We start from the raw sequence: 18,603 nt of genomic DNA on the forward strand, positions 1-18,603 counted from the left end.
AAATCCCTACGCGCCTGCGAGGCATGTTTATCAAGTAGGGAAAAGAAAGTTTGCGCGAATAGAAATAATTTCTTGACGCGAGTATGTTGTGTGATTAGAATGAGCGGCTCTTCACTGCTCTGGCTTTTAAGTTTTGGTGGTGAAGCGGTCGGCTTAGTTCGGCGGGTTTGAGGTTGTTGATTGGCGGGTTTGTTTTTTTGGTTTCGGTTTTTGAAGCGACTTAAAAATAAATTTGACAAACACTGAAAACGCTGTAAAATATGTCGGCTCAACAGGGCGAAATGCTCTGGCTCTTTAACAAACGAAATCGAAATAATTTGTGTGGGTATGTGTAGCGACTATGTGCTGTTTAAAAATAGTCGACACAGACACCACGTCAATTCGCAAGAAAAGATGTTCTGTAGTCGAGTCAAGATTGGTCACTAATCTTATTTAGTGACAAGTTAAAATTAAACTGAAGAGTTTGATCATGGCTCAGATTGAACGCTGGCGGTATGCTTAACACATGCAAGTCGAACGGTAGCAGGCCTTCGGGCGCTGACGAGTGGCGGACGGGTGAGTAATGCATAGGAATCTGCCTATTAGTGGGGGACAACGTGGGGAAACTCACGCTAATACCGCATACGCCCTACGGGGGAAAGCTGGGGACCTTCGGGCCTGGCGCTAATAGATGAGCCTATGTCGGATTAGCTAGTTGGTGGGGTAAAGGCCTACCAAGGCGACGATCCGTAGCTGGTCTGAGAGGATGATCAGCCACACTGGGACTGAGACACGGCCCAGACTCCTACGGGAGGCAGCAGTGGGGAATATTGGACAATGGGCGAAAGCCTGATCCAGCAATACCGCGTGTGTGAAGAAGGCCTGAGGGTTGTAAAGCACTTTCAATAGGAAGGAATACCTATCGGTTAATACCCGGTAGACTGACATTACCTATACAAGAAGCACCGGCTAACTCCGTGCCAGCAGCCGCGGTAATACGGAGGGTGCAAGCGTTAATCGGAATTACTGGGCGTAAAGCGTGCGTAGGCGGTTGTTTAAGTCAGATGTGAAAGCCCTGGGCTTAACCTGGGAACTGCATTTGATACTGGGCAACTAGAGTTTAGTAGAGGGGAGTGGAATTTCAGGTGTAGCGGTGAAATGCGTAGAGATCTGAAGGAACACCAGTGGCGAAGGCGGCTCCCTGGACTAAAACTGACGCTGAGGTACGAAAGCGTGGGTAGCAAACAGGATTAGATACCCTGGTAGTCCACGCCGTAAACGATGTCAACTAACTGTTGGGTTCTTAAAGAACTTAGTAGTGGAGCTAACGTATTAAGTTGACCGCCTGGGGAGTACGGCCGCAAGGCTAAAACTCAAATGAATTGACGGGGGCCCGCACAAGCGGTGGAGCATGTGGTTTAATTCGATGCAACGCGAAGAACCTTACCTACCCTTGACATCCAGAGAATCTGTTAGAGATAGCGGAGTGCCTTCGGGAACTCTGAGACAGGTGCTGCATGGCTGTCGTCAGCTCGTGTTGTGAAATGTTGGGTTAAGTCCCGTAACGAGCGCAACCCTTATCCTTAGTTGCCAGCGGGTCATGCCGGGAACTCTAGGGAGACTGCCGGTGATAAACCGGAGGAAGGTGGGGACGACGTCAAGTCATCATGGCCCTTATGGGTAGGGCTACACACGTGCTACAATGGCCGGTACAGAGGGCTGCGAACTCGCGAGAGTAAGCGAATCCCAAAAAGCCGGTCCCAGTCCGGATCGCAGTCTGCAACTCGACTGCGTGAAGTCGGAATCGCTAGTAATCGCGGATCAGAATGCCGCGGTGAATACGTTCCCGGGCCTTGTACACACCGCCCGTCACACCATGGGAGTGGGTTGCAAAAGAAGTAGGTAGTTTAACCTTCGGGAGGGCGCTTACCACTTTGTGATTCATGACTGGGGTGAAGTCGTAACAAGGTAGCCCTAGGGGAACCTGGGGCTGGATCACCTCCTTACAAAGACGGCACACCGTTACACGTACTCACAACAAATTATTTCGATTGAAAGACGCACCTGGGTCTGTAGCTCAGTTGGTTAGAGCGCACCCCTGATAAGGGTGAGGTCGGAGGTTCAACTCCTCCCAGACCCACCAACGCATAAAAGGCGAAAGCAATAAGGCGAAACACAATCAGACCACACGCCTGGTTAGAATAACTGGCGCTGTGCTTAGTCACGTTTCGGCTTGAGTCTTGGCTTTAGTCTGCTTTAGGGGCCATAGCTCAGCTGGGAGAGCGCCTGCCTTGCACGCAGGAGGTCGGGAGTTCGATCCTCCCTGGCTCCACCATCATGCTGAACGCTGAGGGTTAACCAGTTCGTCAAATGTAAGAAAAATAGTGGGTGAACATCAACGCTATAGGGTTTTTCGGTGGTAGCAGATAAAGACTTTATAGCATTGGTACTCGTACCGATAGCTCTTTAACAATATGGAAATCTGTAACTATAGTAATGATCAGCAATGATCAACACTAAAACGAGTTGCGGTTTGAATGAGGTCTGTCTCGAAAGGGAAAGGCGGAAAGCAAACAGCATGTCGTTCTCAAGCAGAAAAAATCAGCGAAAATGTCAGCTGACAGTATAGCCAAAGTACAGACGTATTCGGGTTATATGGTCAAGTGAATAAGCGCATACGGTGAATGCCTAGGCAGTAAGAGGCGATGAAGGACGTTGTAGCATGCGAAAAGCTTTGGGGAGCCTGCAAACCGGCTGTGATCCAGAGATGTCCGAATGGGGAAACCCGGCGTGCATAAGCGCGTCATCTTTGAGTGAATACATAGCTCACTGAAGCGAACCCGGAGAACTGAAACATCTAAGTACCCGGAGGAAAAGAAATCAACCGAGATTCCCTAAGTAGTGGCGAGCGAACGGGGACTAGCCCTTAAGCTAGGATAAGGTTAGTGGAACGGTCTGGAAAGTCCGGCGATACAGGGTGATAGCCCCGTACACGAAAACCTTTTTCTAGTGAAATCGAGTAGGTCGGAGCACGTGAAACTTTGACTGAATATGGGGGGACCATCCTCCAAGGCTAAATACTCCTTACTGACCGATAGTGAACTAGTACCGTGAGGGAAAGGCGAAAAGAACCGCGGAGAGCGGAGTGAAATAGAACCTGAAACCGTATGCGTACAAGCAGTGGGAGCCCCTTCGTGGGGTGACTGCGTACCTTTTGTATAATGGGTCAGCGACTTACATTTTGTGGCAAGCTTAACCGAATAGGGGAGGCGTAGCGAAAGCGAGTCTTAATAGGGCGTTTAGTCGCAAGGTGTAGACCCGAAACCGGGCGATCTATCCATGGCCAGGCTGAAGGTTGGGTAATACTAACTGGAGGGCCGAACCCACGTCTGTTGAAAAAGACGGGGATGAGCTGTGGATCGGAGTGAAAGGCTAATCAAGCTCGGAGATAGCTGGTTCTCCTCGAAAGCTATTTAGGTAGCGCCTCGTGTATCACTGCTGGGGGTAGAGCACTGTTTCGGCTAGGGGGTCATCCCGACTTACCAACCCGATGCAAACTCCGAATACCAGCAAGTGCCAGCACGGGAGACACACGGCGGGTGATAAGGTCCGTCGTGAAAAGGGAAACAGCCCAGACCGTCAGCTAAGGTCCCCAAATCTATGCTCAGTGGGAAACGATGTGGAAAGGCACAGACAGCCAGGAGGTTGGCTTAGAAGCAGCCATCCTTTAAAGAAAGCGTAATAGCTCACTGGTCGAGTCGGTCTGCGCGGAAGATTTACCGGGGCTAAGCATAGTACCGAAGCTACGGATTTACACGTAAGTGTGAGTGGTAGAGGAGCGTTCCGTACGCCTGCGAAGGTCGATTGAGAAGTCGGCTGGAGGTATCGGAAGTGCGAATGCTGACATAAGTAACGATAAAGGGGGTGAAAAACCCCCTCGCCGAAAACCCAAGGTTTCCTGCGCAACGTTAATCGACGCAGGGTTAGTCGGCACCTAAGGCGAGGCTGAAAAGCGTAGTCGATGGAAAACAGGTTAATATTCCTGTACCAGTAGTAACTGCGATGGGGTGACGGAGAAGGCTATATCAGCGGTCGGTTGGAAGTGGCCGTTTAAGCAGGTAGGCATGCATCTTAGGCAAATCCGGGGTGCTCTATGCCGAGACGTGATGACGAGCGGTTCGAAAGAACAGCGAAGTGATAGATGCCCTGCTTCCAGGAAAAACCTCTAAGCTTCAGGTTACTAGTGGCCGTACCCTAAACCGACACAGGTGGGTGGGATGAAAATTCTAAGGCGCTTGAGAGAACCCAGGTGAAGGAACTAGGCAAAATGATACCGTAACTTCGGGAGAAGGTATGCCCTCATTACGTGAAGGTCCTCGCGACTGGAGCGGAAGGGGGTTGCAAAAAATCGGTGGCTGCGACTGTTTAGCAAAAACATAGCACTCTGCAAACACGAAAGTGGACGTATAGGGTGTGACGCCTGCCCGGTGCTGGAAGGTTAATTGATGGGGTTATCTTCGGAGAAGCTCTTGATCGAAGCCCCAGTAAACGGCGGCCGTAACTATAACGGTCCTAAGGTAGCGAAATTCCTTGTCGGGTAAGTTCCGACCTGCACGAATGGCGTAACGATGGCCACACTGTCTCCACCTGGGACTCAGTGAAATTGAAATCGCTGTGAAGATGCAGTGTACCCGCGGCTAGACGGAAAGACCCCGTGCACCTTTACTATAGCTTGACACTGGACTTTGAACCTACTTGTGTAGGATAGGTGGGAGGCTTTGAAGCGGGAACGCCAGTTCTCGTGGAGCCAACCTTGAAATACCACCCTGGTATGTTTGGAGTTCTAACCTCGATCCATTATCTGGATTAGGGACAGTGTCTGGTGGGTAGTTTGACTGGGGCGGTCTCCTCCTAAAGAGTAACGGAGGAGCACGAAGGTACCCTCAGCCTGGTCGGAAATCAGGCAATGAGTGCAAAGGCATAAGGGTGCTTGACTGCGAGACGGACAAGTCGAGCAGGTACGAAAGTAGGTCTTAGTGATCCGGTGGTTCTGTATGGAAGGGCCATCGCTCAACGGATAAAAGGTACGCCGGGGATAACAGGCTGATACCGCCCAAGAGTTCATATCGACGGCGGTGTTTGGCACCTCGATGTCGGCTCATCACATCCTGGGGCTGAAGCAGGTCCCAAGGGTATGGCTGTTCGCCATTTAAAGTGGTACGCGAGCTGGGTTCAGAACGTCGTGAGACAGTTCGGTCCCTATCTGCCGTGGGCGTTTGAGATTTGAGGGAAGCTGCTTCTAGTACGAGAGGACCGAAGTGGACGAACCTCTGGTGTTCCGGTTGTCATGCCAATGGCATTGCCGGGTAGCCACGTTCGGACAGGATAACCGCTGAAAGCATCTAAGCGGGAAGCCCCTCCCAAGATGAGATCTCACTGGGACTATAAGTCCCCTGAAGGGCCGTCGGAGACTACGACGTTGATAGGCACGGTGTGGAAGTCCAGTAATGGGCGTAGCTAACGTGTACTAATTGCCCGTGAGGCTTGACCATATAACACCCAATGCGTTTGGGTGTCACTGACACGCTGATAAACGCAAGATAACGACACACTCGATACAGATTTCCATGAAAAACAGGACGGGGAACAACCTAAGTTAAATGCGAACGCATCACCCAAAGGTTTTTCCTAAAAGCAAAAGCTTATAACCTGTTTATGACGGCTGACTAAAAGCAGCCAAACCAGTTTGCTTGGTGAACATAGCAAGCGTGAACCACCCGATCCCATCCCGAACTCGGAAGTGAAACCGCTTAGCGCCGATGATAGTGTGGCAGGTTGCCATGTGAAAGTAGGTCATCGCCAAGCTCTTAAACCAAAAGCCCCGCTAGCCATAGCGGGGCTTTTTTTTACCCCCCAATCACCCCTACTGCTGCTCTCTTCTCTTTTGCGGACGGGGTTGTTAGAATCCCCTCTCATCAATGTTTAACGAGAAAACGCATGAGTGCAATAGACAGAATCCAAGCCCAATTAGCCAGCCATCCTGTGGTCTTGTACATGAAAGGCACCCCGGACTTCCCTCAGTGTGGATTTTCCAGCCGGGTGGTGCAAGTCTTGCAGGCTTGCAATGCGGATTATGCCCACATCAATATCTTCGAAGACCCTGAAGTGCGTGAAGCCTTAAAAGAATACTCGCACTGGCCTACCTATCCCCAACTGTATATCAACGGCGAATTAATCGGCGGCTGCGACATCGTCATCGATCTCTTTAATAAAGGTGAGCTTAATAATATGCTGGCGAGCGTTGGCTCCAAGCTTTAGTCGAAAAAGGTATATTAATTAAGCAGCAGCGTGCCTATTCGACCGTGTATTGCGATGGACTTTCTGCCATTCTCGCCAATATGTTTGGGTGCATGTGTTCTAAGTCGCTAATTGGCTACATTTACGTCGCTTCGTACTCGCTTAATTTTTTCCAGCGGTTGATAATCATACAAAACAACTCGGCAGTTTGTTCGGCGTCGTAAAGCGCTGAATGTGCTTTTTCGTTATCCCAGACAATTCCGGCAGCTTGAGCAATTTTTGCTAAAACTGTTTGGCCGTACATTAGCCCTCCGAGTGTGGCGGTATCGAAACTACTGAATGGATGAAACGGGCTTCGTTTGTAGTTGGTTCGTTCAATAGCGGCGTTCAAAAAATTGATATCGAAAGCTGGGTTGTGACCAACCAAAATGGCTCTCTTGCATTCGTTACGTTTTACAGCGGCTTTGACAGGGGTAAACAGCTTGGTAAGCGCATCCTTCTCTTCTATCGCCATGCGGAAAGGATGGTATGGATCGATACCGGTAAATTTGAGCGCTGCGTCGTCCAGCTCTGAGTTTTTGAAAGGAATGATATTGCAGTGATGTTTTTCGGTGACATGCAGCCATCCATCAGTGTCTGGTTCGACTATTACGGCGGCAATTTCCAATAGTGGATTTTTTTTTGAATTAAAGCCGGCGGTCTCTATATCGACAATAACAGGAAGGTAACCTCTGAAACGGTTGCCTAACGGATTTAGGTTTATTTCCATTGAGTTTGATGGGCTAAAAAAGTCGGTTGTGCGTTATGTTACGTGAGTTTTGGATAGGTATAAACAATATTCAATTGGTGAGGTGAAGTTATGCAAGATCGGAAAAAAGGTTGGGTTATCTTAGGGTTACTGACCGTATTAAACGGTTGTGCCACGACCCGCGGTGTCGATCCTAAAGATCCTTGGGAGGGCTGGAACAGAGGCGTGCAATCATTTAATGACGGCGTGGACGATTATGTCATGAAACCGGTTGCCAAAGGCTACGATTGGGTTATGCCCGATTTTGCGGACCAAGCGGTTACTAATTTTTTCAGCAATGTCGATGACATAGGTGTTTGTACCAACGATGTTTTGCAAGGAAAACTCCTGCAATCGGGCCAAGACGGCGCGCGTTTCTTGGTGAACACCACAGTAGGTGTTGCCGGGCTTATAGATGTTGGGACGATGATCGATTTGCCGAAGCATAATGAAGATTTTGATCAAACATTAGGCTATTGGGGAATACCTACCGGCCCTTACTTGGTCCTGCCGTTTTTCGGACCTAGTTCGCCACGTGGCGTGTTCGGGTTGGTTGGCGATGCCGCGATGAATCCGTTTACTTATGCCGGTATCTATATAAATCCGAATTGGATTGGTGCGGCCGTTTCAATTGGGCCGGGGGCATTGAAAGTCATCGACGCGCGTTCAGATCTACTGGGAATGGAAAAAGTCGCCAGCGAGGCGGCGCTTGATCGTTATGAGTTTTTTAAAAATGCCTATCTTTCCAGGCGTAATTACTTGATTCACGATGGTAATGTTCCTGAAGAAGATGTATTGAAATTCGAAGAGATGCAAGGCGGCGGGCATGGACCACTCGACCCGAATCCATATTAATTTGGACTGATCTATTTGGATACAAAAAAGCCGTAAAGCGATAAGCTTTGCGGCTTTTTTGTGGGATTAAATCAAACTGACAAGTACGAAATCCTGTTCAGCTTTAATTAATTCCGCCATCGCCATCTTATTTTCCAATATTAGCTCCGGCGGCACGTCGCAAGCTACCCGCAGATAATTCGGCGTATAGCCAAAATAGCGAATACTACCGTTACTCTGCGGTTCATTTTGGCCTTCCCACAGAATATTGGCGCGTTCGCCAAGGTTTTCGGCAATAAAGGTTTGTTTCATGGTGTCAGCTAAATCATGCAACTGCTTGCTACGCTGTTTCTTCGTGTTCTGATCAATTTGATCAGGTAAACCCGCCGCTTTGGTGCCTTCTCGGGGCGAGTAGCTAAAAATATGAATGTGGCTAAAGCCCAAGTTCTTGACGTATTCGTAGCTTTCTTGCCATTCCTGTTCGGTTTCGCCCGGAAAGCCGACGATAATGTCGGTCGTGATATTGAAATGCGGAATTACCGCTCGGGCTAATTTGACGATTTGGCCGAATTCTTCTGTTTTACATCGTCTGGCCATACGTCGTAGCACGCTGTCGCTGCCACTTTGCAAGGGTAGATGCAAATGAGGCATTAGCCGTGGGTTTTTGAAAAGCTCGAAGAAACCTTCGGGTAATTCCCAAGGTTCTAGCGAGCCTAGGCGTAGGCGTGGAATTGCGGTTTTATTGAGTATTTCTGTAATTAATTCGACCAGATTGCTGGAAATATCGCTGCCATATCCCCCCAAATGTACACCGGTGATGATTGCCTCGTTGATGCCTTGGTTGTGCAGAGTATTAATCTCGTCTATTACATCCTGAATTGGCCGGCTGCGCTCTTCCCCGCGGGCGACTGTGACGATGCAAAAGGTGCAGCGGTAGCGGCAACCGTCTTGGACTTTGACGAAGGCCCGTTGTCGGCCGCGGCTGAACAAGGACACTTCGCCAGGTTCGGTCGACATCGCCGGCATGCTGTCCAGATTCAGTTCGGCCAGGGTTTTTTCGACCAGTTGGTTTTTATCCTGGTTGCCGACGATTACGTCCACACCCATTAATTGCGCGGCTTCTTCCTCATTCAAGGTTGCATAGCAGCCGCTGACCACTAGCTTGGCTTGCGGATTATCGCGGTGGATGCGGCGGATCATCTGTTTGGATTTTTTCACGGCGTCCTGAGTCACCGCGCAGGAATTGATGATCACCAATTGCGCGTCGCTTAAGTTACGGGTGATGCCGTGGCCTTTAGCTTGAAAGGCTTGAGCCCAGGTTTCCAGTTCAGCTTCGTTGAGGCGGCAGCCGAGTGTCTTTAAATGTATCTGCATGAAATATCTAAAATGTAGGTTGGGTTAGTGAAACGTAACCCAACGAATTCAAACAATAGGCGTTAACCAAAAAACCAATAAGTTACCAAAATGGCGGTCACGATGCCGCCGAGGTCGGCGATGATGCCGCAGGTGGCGGCATGACGAATCTGCTTGATGTTGACTGCACCGAAATACACGGCCAACACATAAAAAGTCGTTTCGGTACTACCTTGCACCACCGATGCCAGCCGGCCGGCGAAGGAATCGGCGCCGTGCGTCTGCATGGTGTCTATCATCATCGCCCGCGCGCCGCTGCCGCTGAACGGCTTCATCAACGCGGTCGGCAAGCCGTCAATGAAGCGGTTGTCGATGCCGGCAACATTGACCAGTAGCCTTACGCCGTCGGTGATCAATTCCAGCGCACCGCTGGCCCGGAATACGCCGAAAGCCACCAGCATCGCCACCAAGTACGGGATGATGGTGGTCGCGGTTTGAAAACCTTGTTTGGCGCCATCCACGAACAGTTCGTAAGCATTCAGGCGTTTGTAAGCGGCTGCGGCGATGAATGAAATCACCAAACTGAACAAAATCACATGGCTGACCAGTGCCGACTGCTTGAGCATTTCCGCCTGATCGAGTCCGGCGAAATAAGCCAGAATGCCGCCGACCAGCATGGTGATGCCGCCCAAGTAGGCCAGCACCACTTTATCCAATAGGTTGATCTTCTGCACTACGGCGACCGCCAGCAAGCCGGTCAGCGTCGACATATAGGTGGCGATCAATATCGGGATGAATACGTCGGTCGGGTTTGCTGCACCGAGCTGGGCACGGTAAGCGAAGATCGTCACCGGAAACAGCGTTACCGACGAGGTGTTGATCACCAGAAACAAAATCTGCGCATCGCTGGCTCGCTCGGGATGCGGATTCAAGGTTTGCATTTCCTGCATGGCCTTGATGCCCATCGGCGTCGCGGCATTGTCCAGCCCCAACATATTGGCGGCGATGTTCATCACCATTGCCCCCTGCGCCGGATGACCTTTGGGAATCTCCGGCATCAACCGGCTGAACAGTGGATTCAATACCTTGGTCAAGAGATCGATGAAGCCGCTGTGTTCACCGACTTTCATGATGCCCAGCCACAAGGCCAGCACGCCGCTCAAGCCCAGCGAAATCTCGAACGCGGTCTTGGACAGGCTGAACATCGCATTCATCAACTCGGAAAAAACTTTCGTGTCGCCCAGCACCAGCAGCTTGAAGGCGGCGGTGGCGAAGGCGGCCAGGAAGAAGAATATCCAGATGAAATTGAGCAAAAATTCAGCCTTACTTTTAGTTAGTCGATTTTCTTGGCCAAATCCGCTGCGTAGCCGGTGTAGCTATGCGGGGTCAATTTCAGCAACTCGGCCTTGGCTTCGGCCGGAATTTCCAGCTTTTCGACGAAGGCGCGCATGCCGTCGCCGGTGACGCGATTGCCGCGGGTCAGTTCTTTCAATTTTTCGTAAGGCTTTTCGATGCCGTAGCGGCGCATCACGGTTTGAATCGGTTCGGCCAGCACTTCCCAGTTTTGGTCCAAGTCTTGATCGAGCATGGCAGGGTTGAGTTCCAGTTTGGAAATGCCTTTCAAGGTCGATTGAATGGCGATGCTGGTATGGGCGATGCCGACGCCGATGTTGCGCAATACCGTGGAATCGGTCAGGTCGCGCTGCCAACGGGAGACCGGTAATTTGTCGGCCAAAAAGCCGAAAATCGCATTGGCTAGCCCCAAGTTGCCTTCGGAGTTTTCGAAGTCGATGGGGTTGACCTTGTGCGGCATGGTCGAGGAGCCGACTTCGCCAGCCACGGTTTTTTGCTTGAAATAACCCAGAGAGATGTAACCCCAAATGTCGCGGTCGAAGTCCAGCAAAATGGTGTTGAAGCGTGACAGGGCGTGGAAGAATTCCGCCATGTAATCGTGCGGCTCGATCTGGATGGTGTAAGGATTGAAAGTTAGGCCCAGCGATTCGACGAAGTTTTGCGCGAATTGCGGCCAATCCACTTCCGGATAGGCCACGTTGTGCGCGTTGTAATTGCCGACCGCGCCGTTGATTTTGCCGAGTAGTTCAACGTCGGCCAATTGCCTGCGTTGACGCCGCATGCGCGCTACGACGTTAGCCATCTCCTTACCCACCGTGGTTGGCGTGGCCGACTGGCCGTGGGTGCGTGATAACATTGGTTGTTCGGTACTAGCCAACGCCAGTTGTTTGATCGCGGCAATCGTCGCAGTGATTTCCGCCAGCATCAGGCCACGACCTTCCTTCAACATCAGCGCATAAGACAGGTTGTTAATGTCTTCAGAGGTGCAGGCGAAGTGGATGAACTCGTTGATCGCACGTAGCTCAGCATTGTCCTTGATTTTCGCTTTCAGGAAATACTCGACAGCCTTGACGTCGTGATTGGTAGTTTTCTCGATATCCTTGACCGCTTGGGCGTCGGCTTCGGAAAAATCGCTGACGATTTTATTCAGCACGGCGGTCGCTTCGGCCGACAAGGCCGGCACTTCGACAATCTTGGCTTCGGCGGCCAAAGCTTGCAACCAGCGCACTTCGACTTCGACCCGGTAACGGATCAAGCCGTATTCGCTGAAAATAGGGCGCAAGGCGTCGACTTTGCCGGCGTAGCGGCCGTCGATGGGGGAGATGGCGGTGAGTTCTGAATGGCTCATGTACGTTTCCTGAATAAAGCTGAAATGGGATAGCTGTTGGCGGTGGTTTTAAATTTGGCCGCCGGGGCGTGAAATGGGTTGAAATCGGCCGTCGAAACAATTTCTGCTAGTGCCGGGAAAAGCTTCGATCAAGCGGTGGCGCATGTCGGCATCGTCCTGGAATACAGTCATCCAGACAGACCAGAAACCTCGTTGCGTTGCCATTTCGACAATTTCGGCTCTACGTTCCTCGGTGTCGAAGGCTGCCAGCTGTGATTTTCGCTTCGCGGCATTTTGCCAAGCTTGTTGCCGATGCAGCCATCGTTTGTCTTTGTTTGTTGGAACTTGTTGACCATTAATCTGGCGATCAGGATGTTTATTTAGGCCTAATGCCAACCAGGTCTTTTCGATTTTTCCGTTGATAGGCTCGGCATGAATTTTATTCGATAATACTCTGCCTTGCGCATCGTAGCTAAAGGCTAGCAAGGTATTGTCGCTGTCGGGCCAAACATAATCGTCAAGGTTCAATTGGCCATGGCCTTTGCCTGAATTGCAATTGCCGCAGGCTAACAAAAAATTATTCCAACTGAATTTGGTTTCCGGGTATTCATTTTTTGGTTTTTTATGCTCTACATGAATACCGCTGGCAATCCAGCGTTCGCAATATGAACAATATTCGCCGAGTCGTTTTATTAACGGCTGTTGAGCATTTTCATAGGGTTTAATTTCGCCCAGGTCTGTTCCTTTATTAACCGGACGCATGGTTATTTATCTTTTGAGGCTAATACGGAATCGCGTTCGAATTTTAATTGTGCTGCGAATGCCGGATCGTCACTGAAAGGAATGGATAATTCGTCCAATTTCGAGCGTAACTGCATGACTTCCATATCCGATTCGTTATTTGCTTCGTGCAGTTTTCGATAGTAAGCTTCGGCAGCCTCCATCATGTCCAGATAGCGTTTGCTCTTTTGCGGAATTTCGACATGCTGCTGATCTTCGGCAATATCTTCGATACTTTCGCTTTCAATCGTGATCGGCTGGGCTTTCTCCAAATCCCACAATAAACAATCGTCCCGCCCGTACAGCGACTGAATAATAAACGGCGAATGGCTGCTGGCGACGAACTGCACTTTTGGAAAAGTATTCAACAAACGACCAACAACTTCACGTTGCCATTTGGGATGCAAATGCAGATCGATTTCGTCGATCAGCACGATGCCTTCGGTTTGCTTGATGACATCGGCTTCCAGTTGTGGATTCAGCGTCGCCATGCGGTAGGCGATGTCGGCGACCATGCCTATCATGTTGCGGTAGCCGTCGCTGAGCAGGTGGAAGGGGATAGTTTGAGCTTTGCCCTGAATTTCCGTTTCGATCAGGATTTCGTCCCAATCGACATCCCACCATGCATGTTTGGCGCCGGGAATCATTTCAACGATGGCGTTGCGGACGGCCTCTAAAACATGGCGGCGTTCGTTTTTTTGTAGTGCGGCAAATTCTTGGGTTTTAAACCAGCTAAAAATCAGTTTTATATTGGATGTATTGCTTAAACAATTTAGATAACCAAAAAGTCTTGTTGTGGGACTAGCGGTATCAACATTGAAATGCTCTTTTTTGCCCCATAAACGATCGGTGTTTTGGTAGGAAATCAATGGCAATAAAGTTAGTGGATCTGTTATGTTTCTTGGGAACGCATTTAATAAGTCTGGTGTGGTGTTACTTAATAAGCCGCCTTTAGATGCAGACCAAGTCATGTTTTTATTGTTAATGCATCCTTCAACGCTAATTAATTTTGAGAATGTTGTTTTCTCTTTAATGGGATTTTGTCCCATTATTAACCTTACATCGCGAATATCATCATTGGTTATTTTTGGCTGATTTTGATTCAAAAGCTCATGGATTCCAGGTGACTCTAAAAACTTGCTAACTGCAATCGCTAAAGCATCTAAAATAGCTGTTTTACCGCTGCCATTATCACCAATCAACAAGGTAAATCTGTCAGAAAAATCGATTTCGTATTTTTCAAAGCAACGAAAATTATTCAGTATTAATTTGTTAATTTTCATTGTACTTAACCTCAATAATCCCGCCACCCAAACAAACTTCCCCCTGATAAAACACCACCGACTGCCCCGGCGTGATCGCCCGTTGTTGTTTGTCGAAGCGGACTTTAACGCGGGTGCCACCATCCAGCGGTTCGACGACGCAATCCTGGTCGGGCTGACGGTAGCGGGTCTTGGCGGTGCAACGAATGGTTTCAGTCAAAGGCTGGCTACCGCACCAGTCCAGTTGGCCGGCTTCCAGGGTGTTGTGCAGCATCAACGGGTGGTCGTGGCCCTGGCCGACAATCAGTACGTTATTGTCCAGGTCTTTCTCCAGTACGAACCACGGTTCGTCCGGCGCGTCCTTGACGCCGCCAATCCCTAAACCTTGGCGTTGGCCCAGCGTGTAATACATCAACCCATGATGTTTGCCGATATATTGCCCTTCCGGGGTGCGCATTTCACCAGGTTGGTGCGGCAAATAGCGTTGCAGAAATTCCTTGAATTTGCGTTCGCCGATGAAGCAAATGCCGGTGCTGTCTTTCTTGCGGCTGTTGGCAAATCCGGCTCTATCCGCCATCGCACGGATTTCCGGCTTGTGCAGGTGGCCTATTGGAAACAGGGTACGAGATAGGGCTTTCTGTCCCGTCGCGTAGAGAAAATAGCTTTGCTCTTTGTTGGGATCCAGGCCTTTTAATAGCTGGAATTCGCCGTGTTGTTCGCGAACCCGGGCATAGTGGCCGGTAGCGATATATTCGGCGCCCAAGTCTTCGATGGCGTAATCCAAAAACGCTTTGAATTTGACGTGTTTGTTACAAAGTATGTCGGGATTGGGAGTGCGGCCGGCTTTAAATTCCGACAAAAACACTTCAAATACATCGTCCCAATATTCGGCGGCGAAGTTGACTGTCTTTAATTCGATGCCCAGTTTGTCGGCAACTTGCTGGGCATCAGCTAAATCTTGCATCGCGGTGCAATACTCGGTGCCGTCGTCTTCCTCCCAATTTTTCATAAACAAGCCGGTGACTTTATGGCCTTGTTCTTGCAAGGCTAGAGCGGTAACGGAAGAATCGACGCCGCCGGACATGCCGACGATGATGTGTTTGCTCATTCTAAATCGATAAATGACTGAAGGATACTGAGCGGATAGCGGTGACCTTTCAGGTATTCGTCCACAGTGGTCAATACCAAAGGACTGCGCAATTGTTGGCGTTTTGCGTAAATTTCATTGCGGCTTAGCCAGTGAGTGTCGATAATGCCGTCGTCGAGAGCTTGTTCTGGATTGTGGTTGTTGACCGTGCCGGAAAAACAGAAGCGAACAAAACTGGGCATATGTGGATTTTTACGCCATAGTTGTGTGGCGATTAATGCCTCCGGTTCAAATTGCCAAGCTGTTTCCTCGCAAACTTCGCGTTTGACGGCGCTGATCAAATCCTCACCTTCTTCCAAATGACCGGCGGGTTGATTGAACGCGAGGCCTCGTGTTGTTGTCTCTTCAACCAACAGAAAACGGCCGTCATTTTCGATCACGGCGGCTACCGTGACGTGAGGTTTCCAAACCATGATGTCGATAGAAAACGGTAAAAGGCGCGCATTTTACTAGAAATGTTTTTTATATGCGCAAAGATTGAAATTTAGTACTTAAAACGCTATTTTTAAGGCCACAATGATTCGCAGTACCAAAGCTTATGTCCGATTTTGAACCCTTAAAAGATATTGACGGTAACACTGCGTTGCAGGAAGCCAAACCGCAGCTGAAAAAGCCGCCGCTATATAAGGTTATGTTGCTGAACGACGACTTTACACCGATGGATTTTGTCGTCGAAATATTGACCGATTTTTTTAACATGAGCGAAGAAAAAGCGACACAGGTAATGTTGCAGGTGCATACGCAGGGGGTCGGCGTTTGTGGGACCTACACTAAAGACGTTGCCGAGACCAAAGTACATATTGTTAATGAATATTCCCGCGAGCACCATCACCCGCTGATGTGCACGATGGAAGAGGCGTGAGGGCTTACCATGCTAAGTAAAGAACTTGAAGTGACATTGAATGCTGCTTTTACCGGAGCTCATGCCAAAAGACACGAATTCATCACGGTCGAGCATTTATTGCTGGCCTTGTTGGACAACGTCACGACGATACCGATTCTGATCGCTTGTGGCTGTAATGTGAATGCCTTGCGGGCGGAATTAACCCGGTTTATAGACGAAACCATCTCATTGATTCCAGAAGGTATCCAGCGCGAAACTCAACCCACGTTGGGTTTTCAGCGGGTTTTACAGCGTGCGGTGTTTCATGTGCAGGCCTCCGACAAAAAAGAAGTCACCGGAGCCAACTTATTTGTAGCCTTGTTTAGCGAACAGGATTCGCACGCTGTTTATCTGTTGAATAAACAAGACATCACTCGTTTGGATGTGGTCAATTATCTGGCGCATGGGGTTTCCAAAATCGAGCAGTTCAGGAAAGAGAATAACGAAGAGCCTGAATCCGAGCGCGGTAGCAATGAAGCTTTGTCCAGCCCATTGGAAAAATACGCAACCAACTTGAACGAAGAAGCCCTGAAAGGCAACATAGATCCTTTAATTGGCCGCGAGCTGGAAGTGGAAAGAACGATACAGGTGCTTTGCCGTCGCCGCAAAAATAATCCACTATTGGTAGGGGAGGCTGGGGTCGGTAAAACTGCCATAGCCGAAGGTTTGGCGAAAAGAATTGTTGAAGAACAAGTGCCGGATATCTTGTTGAATAGTGTCATTTATTCATTGGATATGGGCGCACTGGTTGCCGGTACCAAATATCGGGGCGACTTTGAAAAACGCCTGAAGGCTTTAATTAGCCAGCTCAAAAAAGAACCGGACTCGATTTTATTTATTGACGAAATTCATACCATTATTGGTGCGGGTTCCGCTTCCGGTGGAGTGATGGATGCCTCTAACTTGATCAAACCGGTGTTGGCATCCGGACAATTGCGTTGTATTGGGTCTACTACTTATCAAGAATATCGGGGTATTTTCGAAAAAGACCATGCTCTGGCTCGGCGCTTCCAGAAAATCGATGTGATAGAGCCATCGATAGAAGATACTGTATTAATCTTGAAGGGCTTGAAGTCGCGGTTTGAAGAGCATCATGGCCTGAAATACACCCAAGAAGCATTGCGACTGGCGGTGGAATTATCAGCGCGTTATATCACAGACAGGCATTTGCCTGACAAAGCCATTGATGTGATCGACGAAGCCGGGGCCAGGCAGCGGTTGTTTGCCGGTATTGATCGCAAGGATCTGATCGATACTGCCGAGATAGAAGAAATCGTCGCCAAAATTGCCAGGGTTCCGGCACAATCGGTATCGTCAAACGACATTGATAAATTGTCGAGCTTGGAAAAAAACCTGAAGATGCTGGTGTTTGGCCAAGACGAAGCCATTTCAGAGCTGGCGTCGGCAATTAAGCTATCGCGGGCCGGATTGCGCGATACCACTAAAACGATCGGTTCGTTCCTGTTTGCCGGTCCTACTGGTGTCGGTAAAACCGAAGTGACTCGGCAGCTAGCCAAAGTATTGGGCATTGAGTTGATTCGTTTCGATATGTCTGAATACATGGAACGGCACACAGTATCGAGGCTGATAGGAGCGCCTCCGGGTTATGTCGGCTTTGATCAAGGTGGATTACTGACCGAAGCGGTGACCAAGCATCCGCATGCCGTGTTGTTGCTGGATGAGTTGGAAAAGGCGCATCCGGATGTGTTCAATCTGTTATTGCAGGTGATGGACCACGGTACTCTGACCGACAACAACGGCCGTAAAGCCGATTTCAGAAACATCATCCTGATCATGACCACCAACGCCGGTGCGGAGGAAAGCAGCCGGGCATCTATCGGCTTTACCCAGCAAAATCATGCTTCCGATAGTATGAAAGTGATCGAGCGCGGTTTTTCGCCGGAATTTAGAAACCGTTTAGACGCGATTGTGCAATTCAAACCGCTGGATTTGGCGGTGGTGGGCAGTGTGGTCGATAAGTTTATTTTCGAGCTGGAAGCCATATTGGCGGACAAAAATGTCACATTGACTTTAGAGCCTGCGGCGAGAGCGTGGCTGGCCGAACATGGTTGCGATCCAAAAATGGGTGCGCGGCCAATGGCGCGATTGATTCAGGAAAAGATCAAAAAACCGCTGGCAGAAGATTTATTGTTCGGTCGTTTAGCGAATGGCGGTCACGTGCGAGTGCATGTCGAGAACGATGCGTTGGCTTTTGCCATCGAGAGCAAACAACTAATCGTTTCGGAATTGAATCAAGTAGTATAAAACGAGGGAAGCAATCGCTTTCCCGAAAGACGGGTTAGCGATTGCGGAAAGTAATGCGGCCTTTGGTCAAGTCGTAAGGTGTCATTTCTACGCGGACTTTATCGCCAGTCAGGATGCGGATGTAGTGTTTGCGCATTTTGCCGGAGATGTGGGCGGTAACGATGTGACCATTTTCCAATTCGACGCGAAACATAGTGTTGGGCAGGGTATCGATAACCTTGCCATCCATTTCAATCTGATCTTCTTTTGCCATAGTCAAAGCTCTAAATTTAAAACGCCTATGTTAGCATGAATCCTCTGCCGAGCCGCTAAAAAAGTCTCCCGGATAGTTGAATT

At 49.5% G+C, this 18,603-nt stretch carries 13 protein-coding genes, 2 tRNA genes and 3 rRNA genes; 9 read left to right on the forward strand and 9 right to left on the reverse strand.

Annotated features, from left to right (window positions below):
* The first annotated feature begins 451 nt into the window (after positions 1 to 451).
* From DDY07_RS02085 to grxD, 6 genes are all read left to right on the forward strand, one after another.
* Positions 452 to 1,985, forward strand: a 16S ribosomal RNA gene (locus DDY07_RS02085).
* Positions 1,986 to 2,045: 60 nt separating this feature from the next.
* Positions 2,046 to 2,122 (forward strand) — tRNA-Ile (locus DDY07_RS02090).
* A 116-nt stretch (positions 2,123 to 2,238) separates the two neighbouring features.
* Positions 2,239 to 2,314, forward strand: a tRNA-Ala gene (locus DDY07_RS02095).
* Positions 2,315 to 2,636: 322 nt separating this feature from the next.
* Positions 2,637 to 5,531: ribosomal RNA gene (locus DDY07_RS02100) — 23S ribosomal RNA — on the forward strand.
* 197 nt (positions 5,532 to 5,728) lie between these two features.
* A 5S ribosomal RNA gene (gene rrf / locus DDY07_RS02105) occupies positions 5,729 to 5,844 on the forward strand.
* The 16S, 23S and 5S rRNA genes sit together here with 2 tRNA genes alongside, the layout of an rRNA operon.
* Before the next feature lie 132 nt (positions 5,845 to 5,976).
* A complete protein-coding gene (gene grxD / locus DDY07_RS02110; protein WP_171694624.1) occupies positions 5,977 to 6,297 on the forward strand; it encodes a Grx4 family monothiol glutaredoxin in 321 nt (106 codons plus the stop codon).
* A gap of 121 nt (positions 6,298 to 6,418) precedes the next feature.
* Here grxD and rnt read toward each other — a convergent pair whose 3' ends face one another.
* Complete coding sequence (gene rnt / locus DDY07_RS02115) at positions 6,419 to 7,045, reverse strand: ribonuclease T (protein WP_171694625.1); 627 nt, start codon at positions 7,043 to 7,045, stop codon at positions 6,419 to 6,421.
* 90 nt (positions 7,046 to 7,135) lie between these two features.
* Here rnt and DDY07_RS02120 point away from each other — a divergent pair, with 90 nt between their 5' ends.
* Positions 7,136 to 7,918: a VacJ family lipoprotein gene (locus tag DDY07_RS02120; protein ID WP_171694626.1), complete on the forward strand. Its 783-nt coding sequence runs from the start codon at positions 7,136 to 7,138 to the stop codon at positions 7,916 to 7,918.
* A gap of 66 nt (positions 7,919 to 7,984) precedes the next feature.
* Here DDY07_RS02120 and mtaB read toward each other — a convergent pair whose 3' ends face one another.
* From mtaB to DDY07_RS02155, 7 genes are all read right to left on the reverse strand, one after another.
* On the reverse strand, positions 7,985 to 9,271 hold the full coding sequence (gene mtaB / locus DDY07_RS02125) for a tRNA (N(6)-L-threonylcarbamoyladenosine(37)-C(2))-methylthiotransferase MtaB (protein ID WP_171694627.1): 1,287 nt from the start codon (positions 9,269 to 9,271) through the stop codon (positions 7,985 to 7,987).
* 62 nt (positions 9,272 to 9,333) lie between these two features.
* Complete coding sequence (locus DDY07_RS02130) at positions 9,334 to 10,563, reverse strand: nucleoside recognition domain-containing protein (RefSeq protein ID WP_171694628.1); 1,230 nt, start codon at positions 10,561 to 10,563, stop codon at positions 9,334 to 9,336.
* A gap of 20 nt (positions 10,564 to 10,583) precedes the next feature.
* The gene (gene purB / locus DDY07_RS02135; protein ID WP_171694629.1) at positions 10,584 to 11,951 is read right to left on the reverse strand and encodes an adenylosuccinate lyase; all 1,368 of its coding nucleotides are present in this window, start codon (positions 11,949 to 11,951) and stop codon (positions 10,584 to 10,586) included.
* 48 nt (positions 11,952 to 11,999) lie between these two features.
* Positions 12,000 to 12,692, reverse strand: a complete 693-nt coding sequence (locus tag DDY07_RS02140; RefSeq protein ID WP_171694630.1) for an HNH endonuclease — start codon at positions 12,690 to 12,692, stop codon at positions 12,000 to 12,002.
* Between the two features lie 2 nt (positions 12,693 to 12,694).
* On the reverse strand, positions 12,695 to 13,993 hold the full coding sequence (locus DDY07_RS02145; protein ID WP_171694631.1) for an AAA family ATPase: 1,299 nt from the start codon (positions 13,991 to 13,993) through the stop codon (positions 12,695 to 12,697).
* The gene (mnmA, locus tag DDY07_RS02150) at positions 13,983 to 15,080 is read right to left on the reverse strand and encodes a tRNA 2-thiouridine(34) synthase MnmA (RefSeq protein WP_171694632.1); all 1,098 of its coding nucleotides are present in this window, start codon (positions 15,078 to 15,080) and stop codon (positions 13,983 to 13,985) included. The genes DDY07_RS02145 and mnmA overlap by 11 nt, the downstream gene beginning before the upstream one ends.
* Positions 15,077 to 15,532, reverse strand: coding sequence for an NUDIX hydrolase (locus tag DDY07_RS02155; RefSeq protein WP_171694633.1), 456 nt, complete (start codon positions 15,530 to 15,532; stop codon positions 15,077 to 15,079). The genes mnmA and DDY07_RS02155 overlap by 4 nt, the downstream gene beginning before the upstream one ends.
* Before the next feature lie 125 nt (positions 15,533 to 15,657).
* Between DDY07_RS02155 and clpS the strand changes: the two genes are divergently transcribed.
* Together clpS and clpA are read left to right on the forward strand one after the other, a co-directional pair.
* Positions 15,658 to 15,981, forward strand: a complete 324-nt coding sequence (clpS, locus tag DDY07_RS02160; RefSeq protein ID WP_171694634.1) for an ATP-dependent Clp protease adapter ClpS — start codon at positions 15,658 to 15,660, stop codon at positions 15,979 to 15,981.
* Between the two features lie 9 nt (positions 15,982 to 15,990).
* The gene (gene clpA / locus DDY07_RS02165) at positions 15,991 to 18,267 is read left to right on the forward strand and encodes an ATP-dependent Clp protease ATP-binding subunit ClpA (protein WP_033157262.1); all 2,277 of its coding nucleotides are present in this window, start codon (positions 15,991 to 15,993) and stop codon (positions 18,265 to 18,267) included.
* Positions 18,268 to 18,301: 34 nt separating this feature from the next.
* On the opposite strand, the gene infA is transcribed toward clpA, so the two are convergent.
* Entirely contained in the window at positions 18,302 to 18,520 is a 219-nt protein-coding gene (infA, locus tag DDY07_RS02170; RefSeq protein WP_013819653.1) for a translation initiation factor IF-1, read from the reverse strand.
* Positions 18,521 to 18,603: the final 83 nt, after the last annotated feature.

The organism is Methylomonas sp. ZR1, assembly GCF_013141865.1.
Taxonomy (GTDB): Bacteria; Pseudomonadota; Gammaproteobacteria; order Methylococcales; family Methylomonadaceae; genus Methylomonas.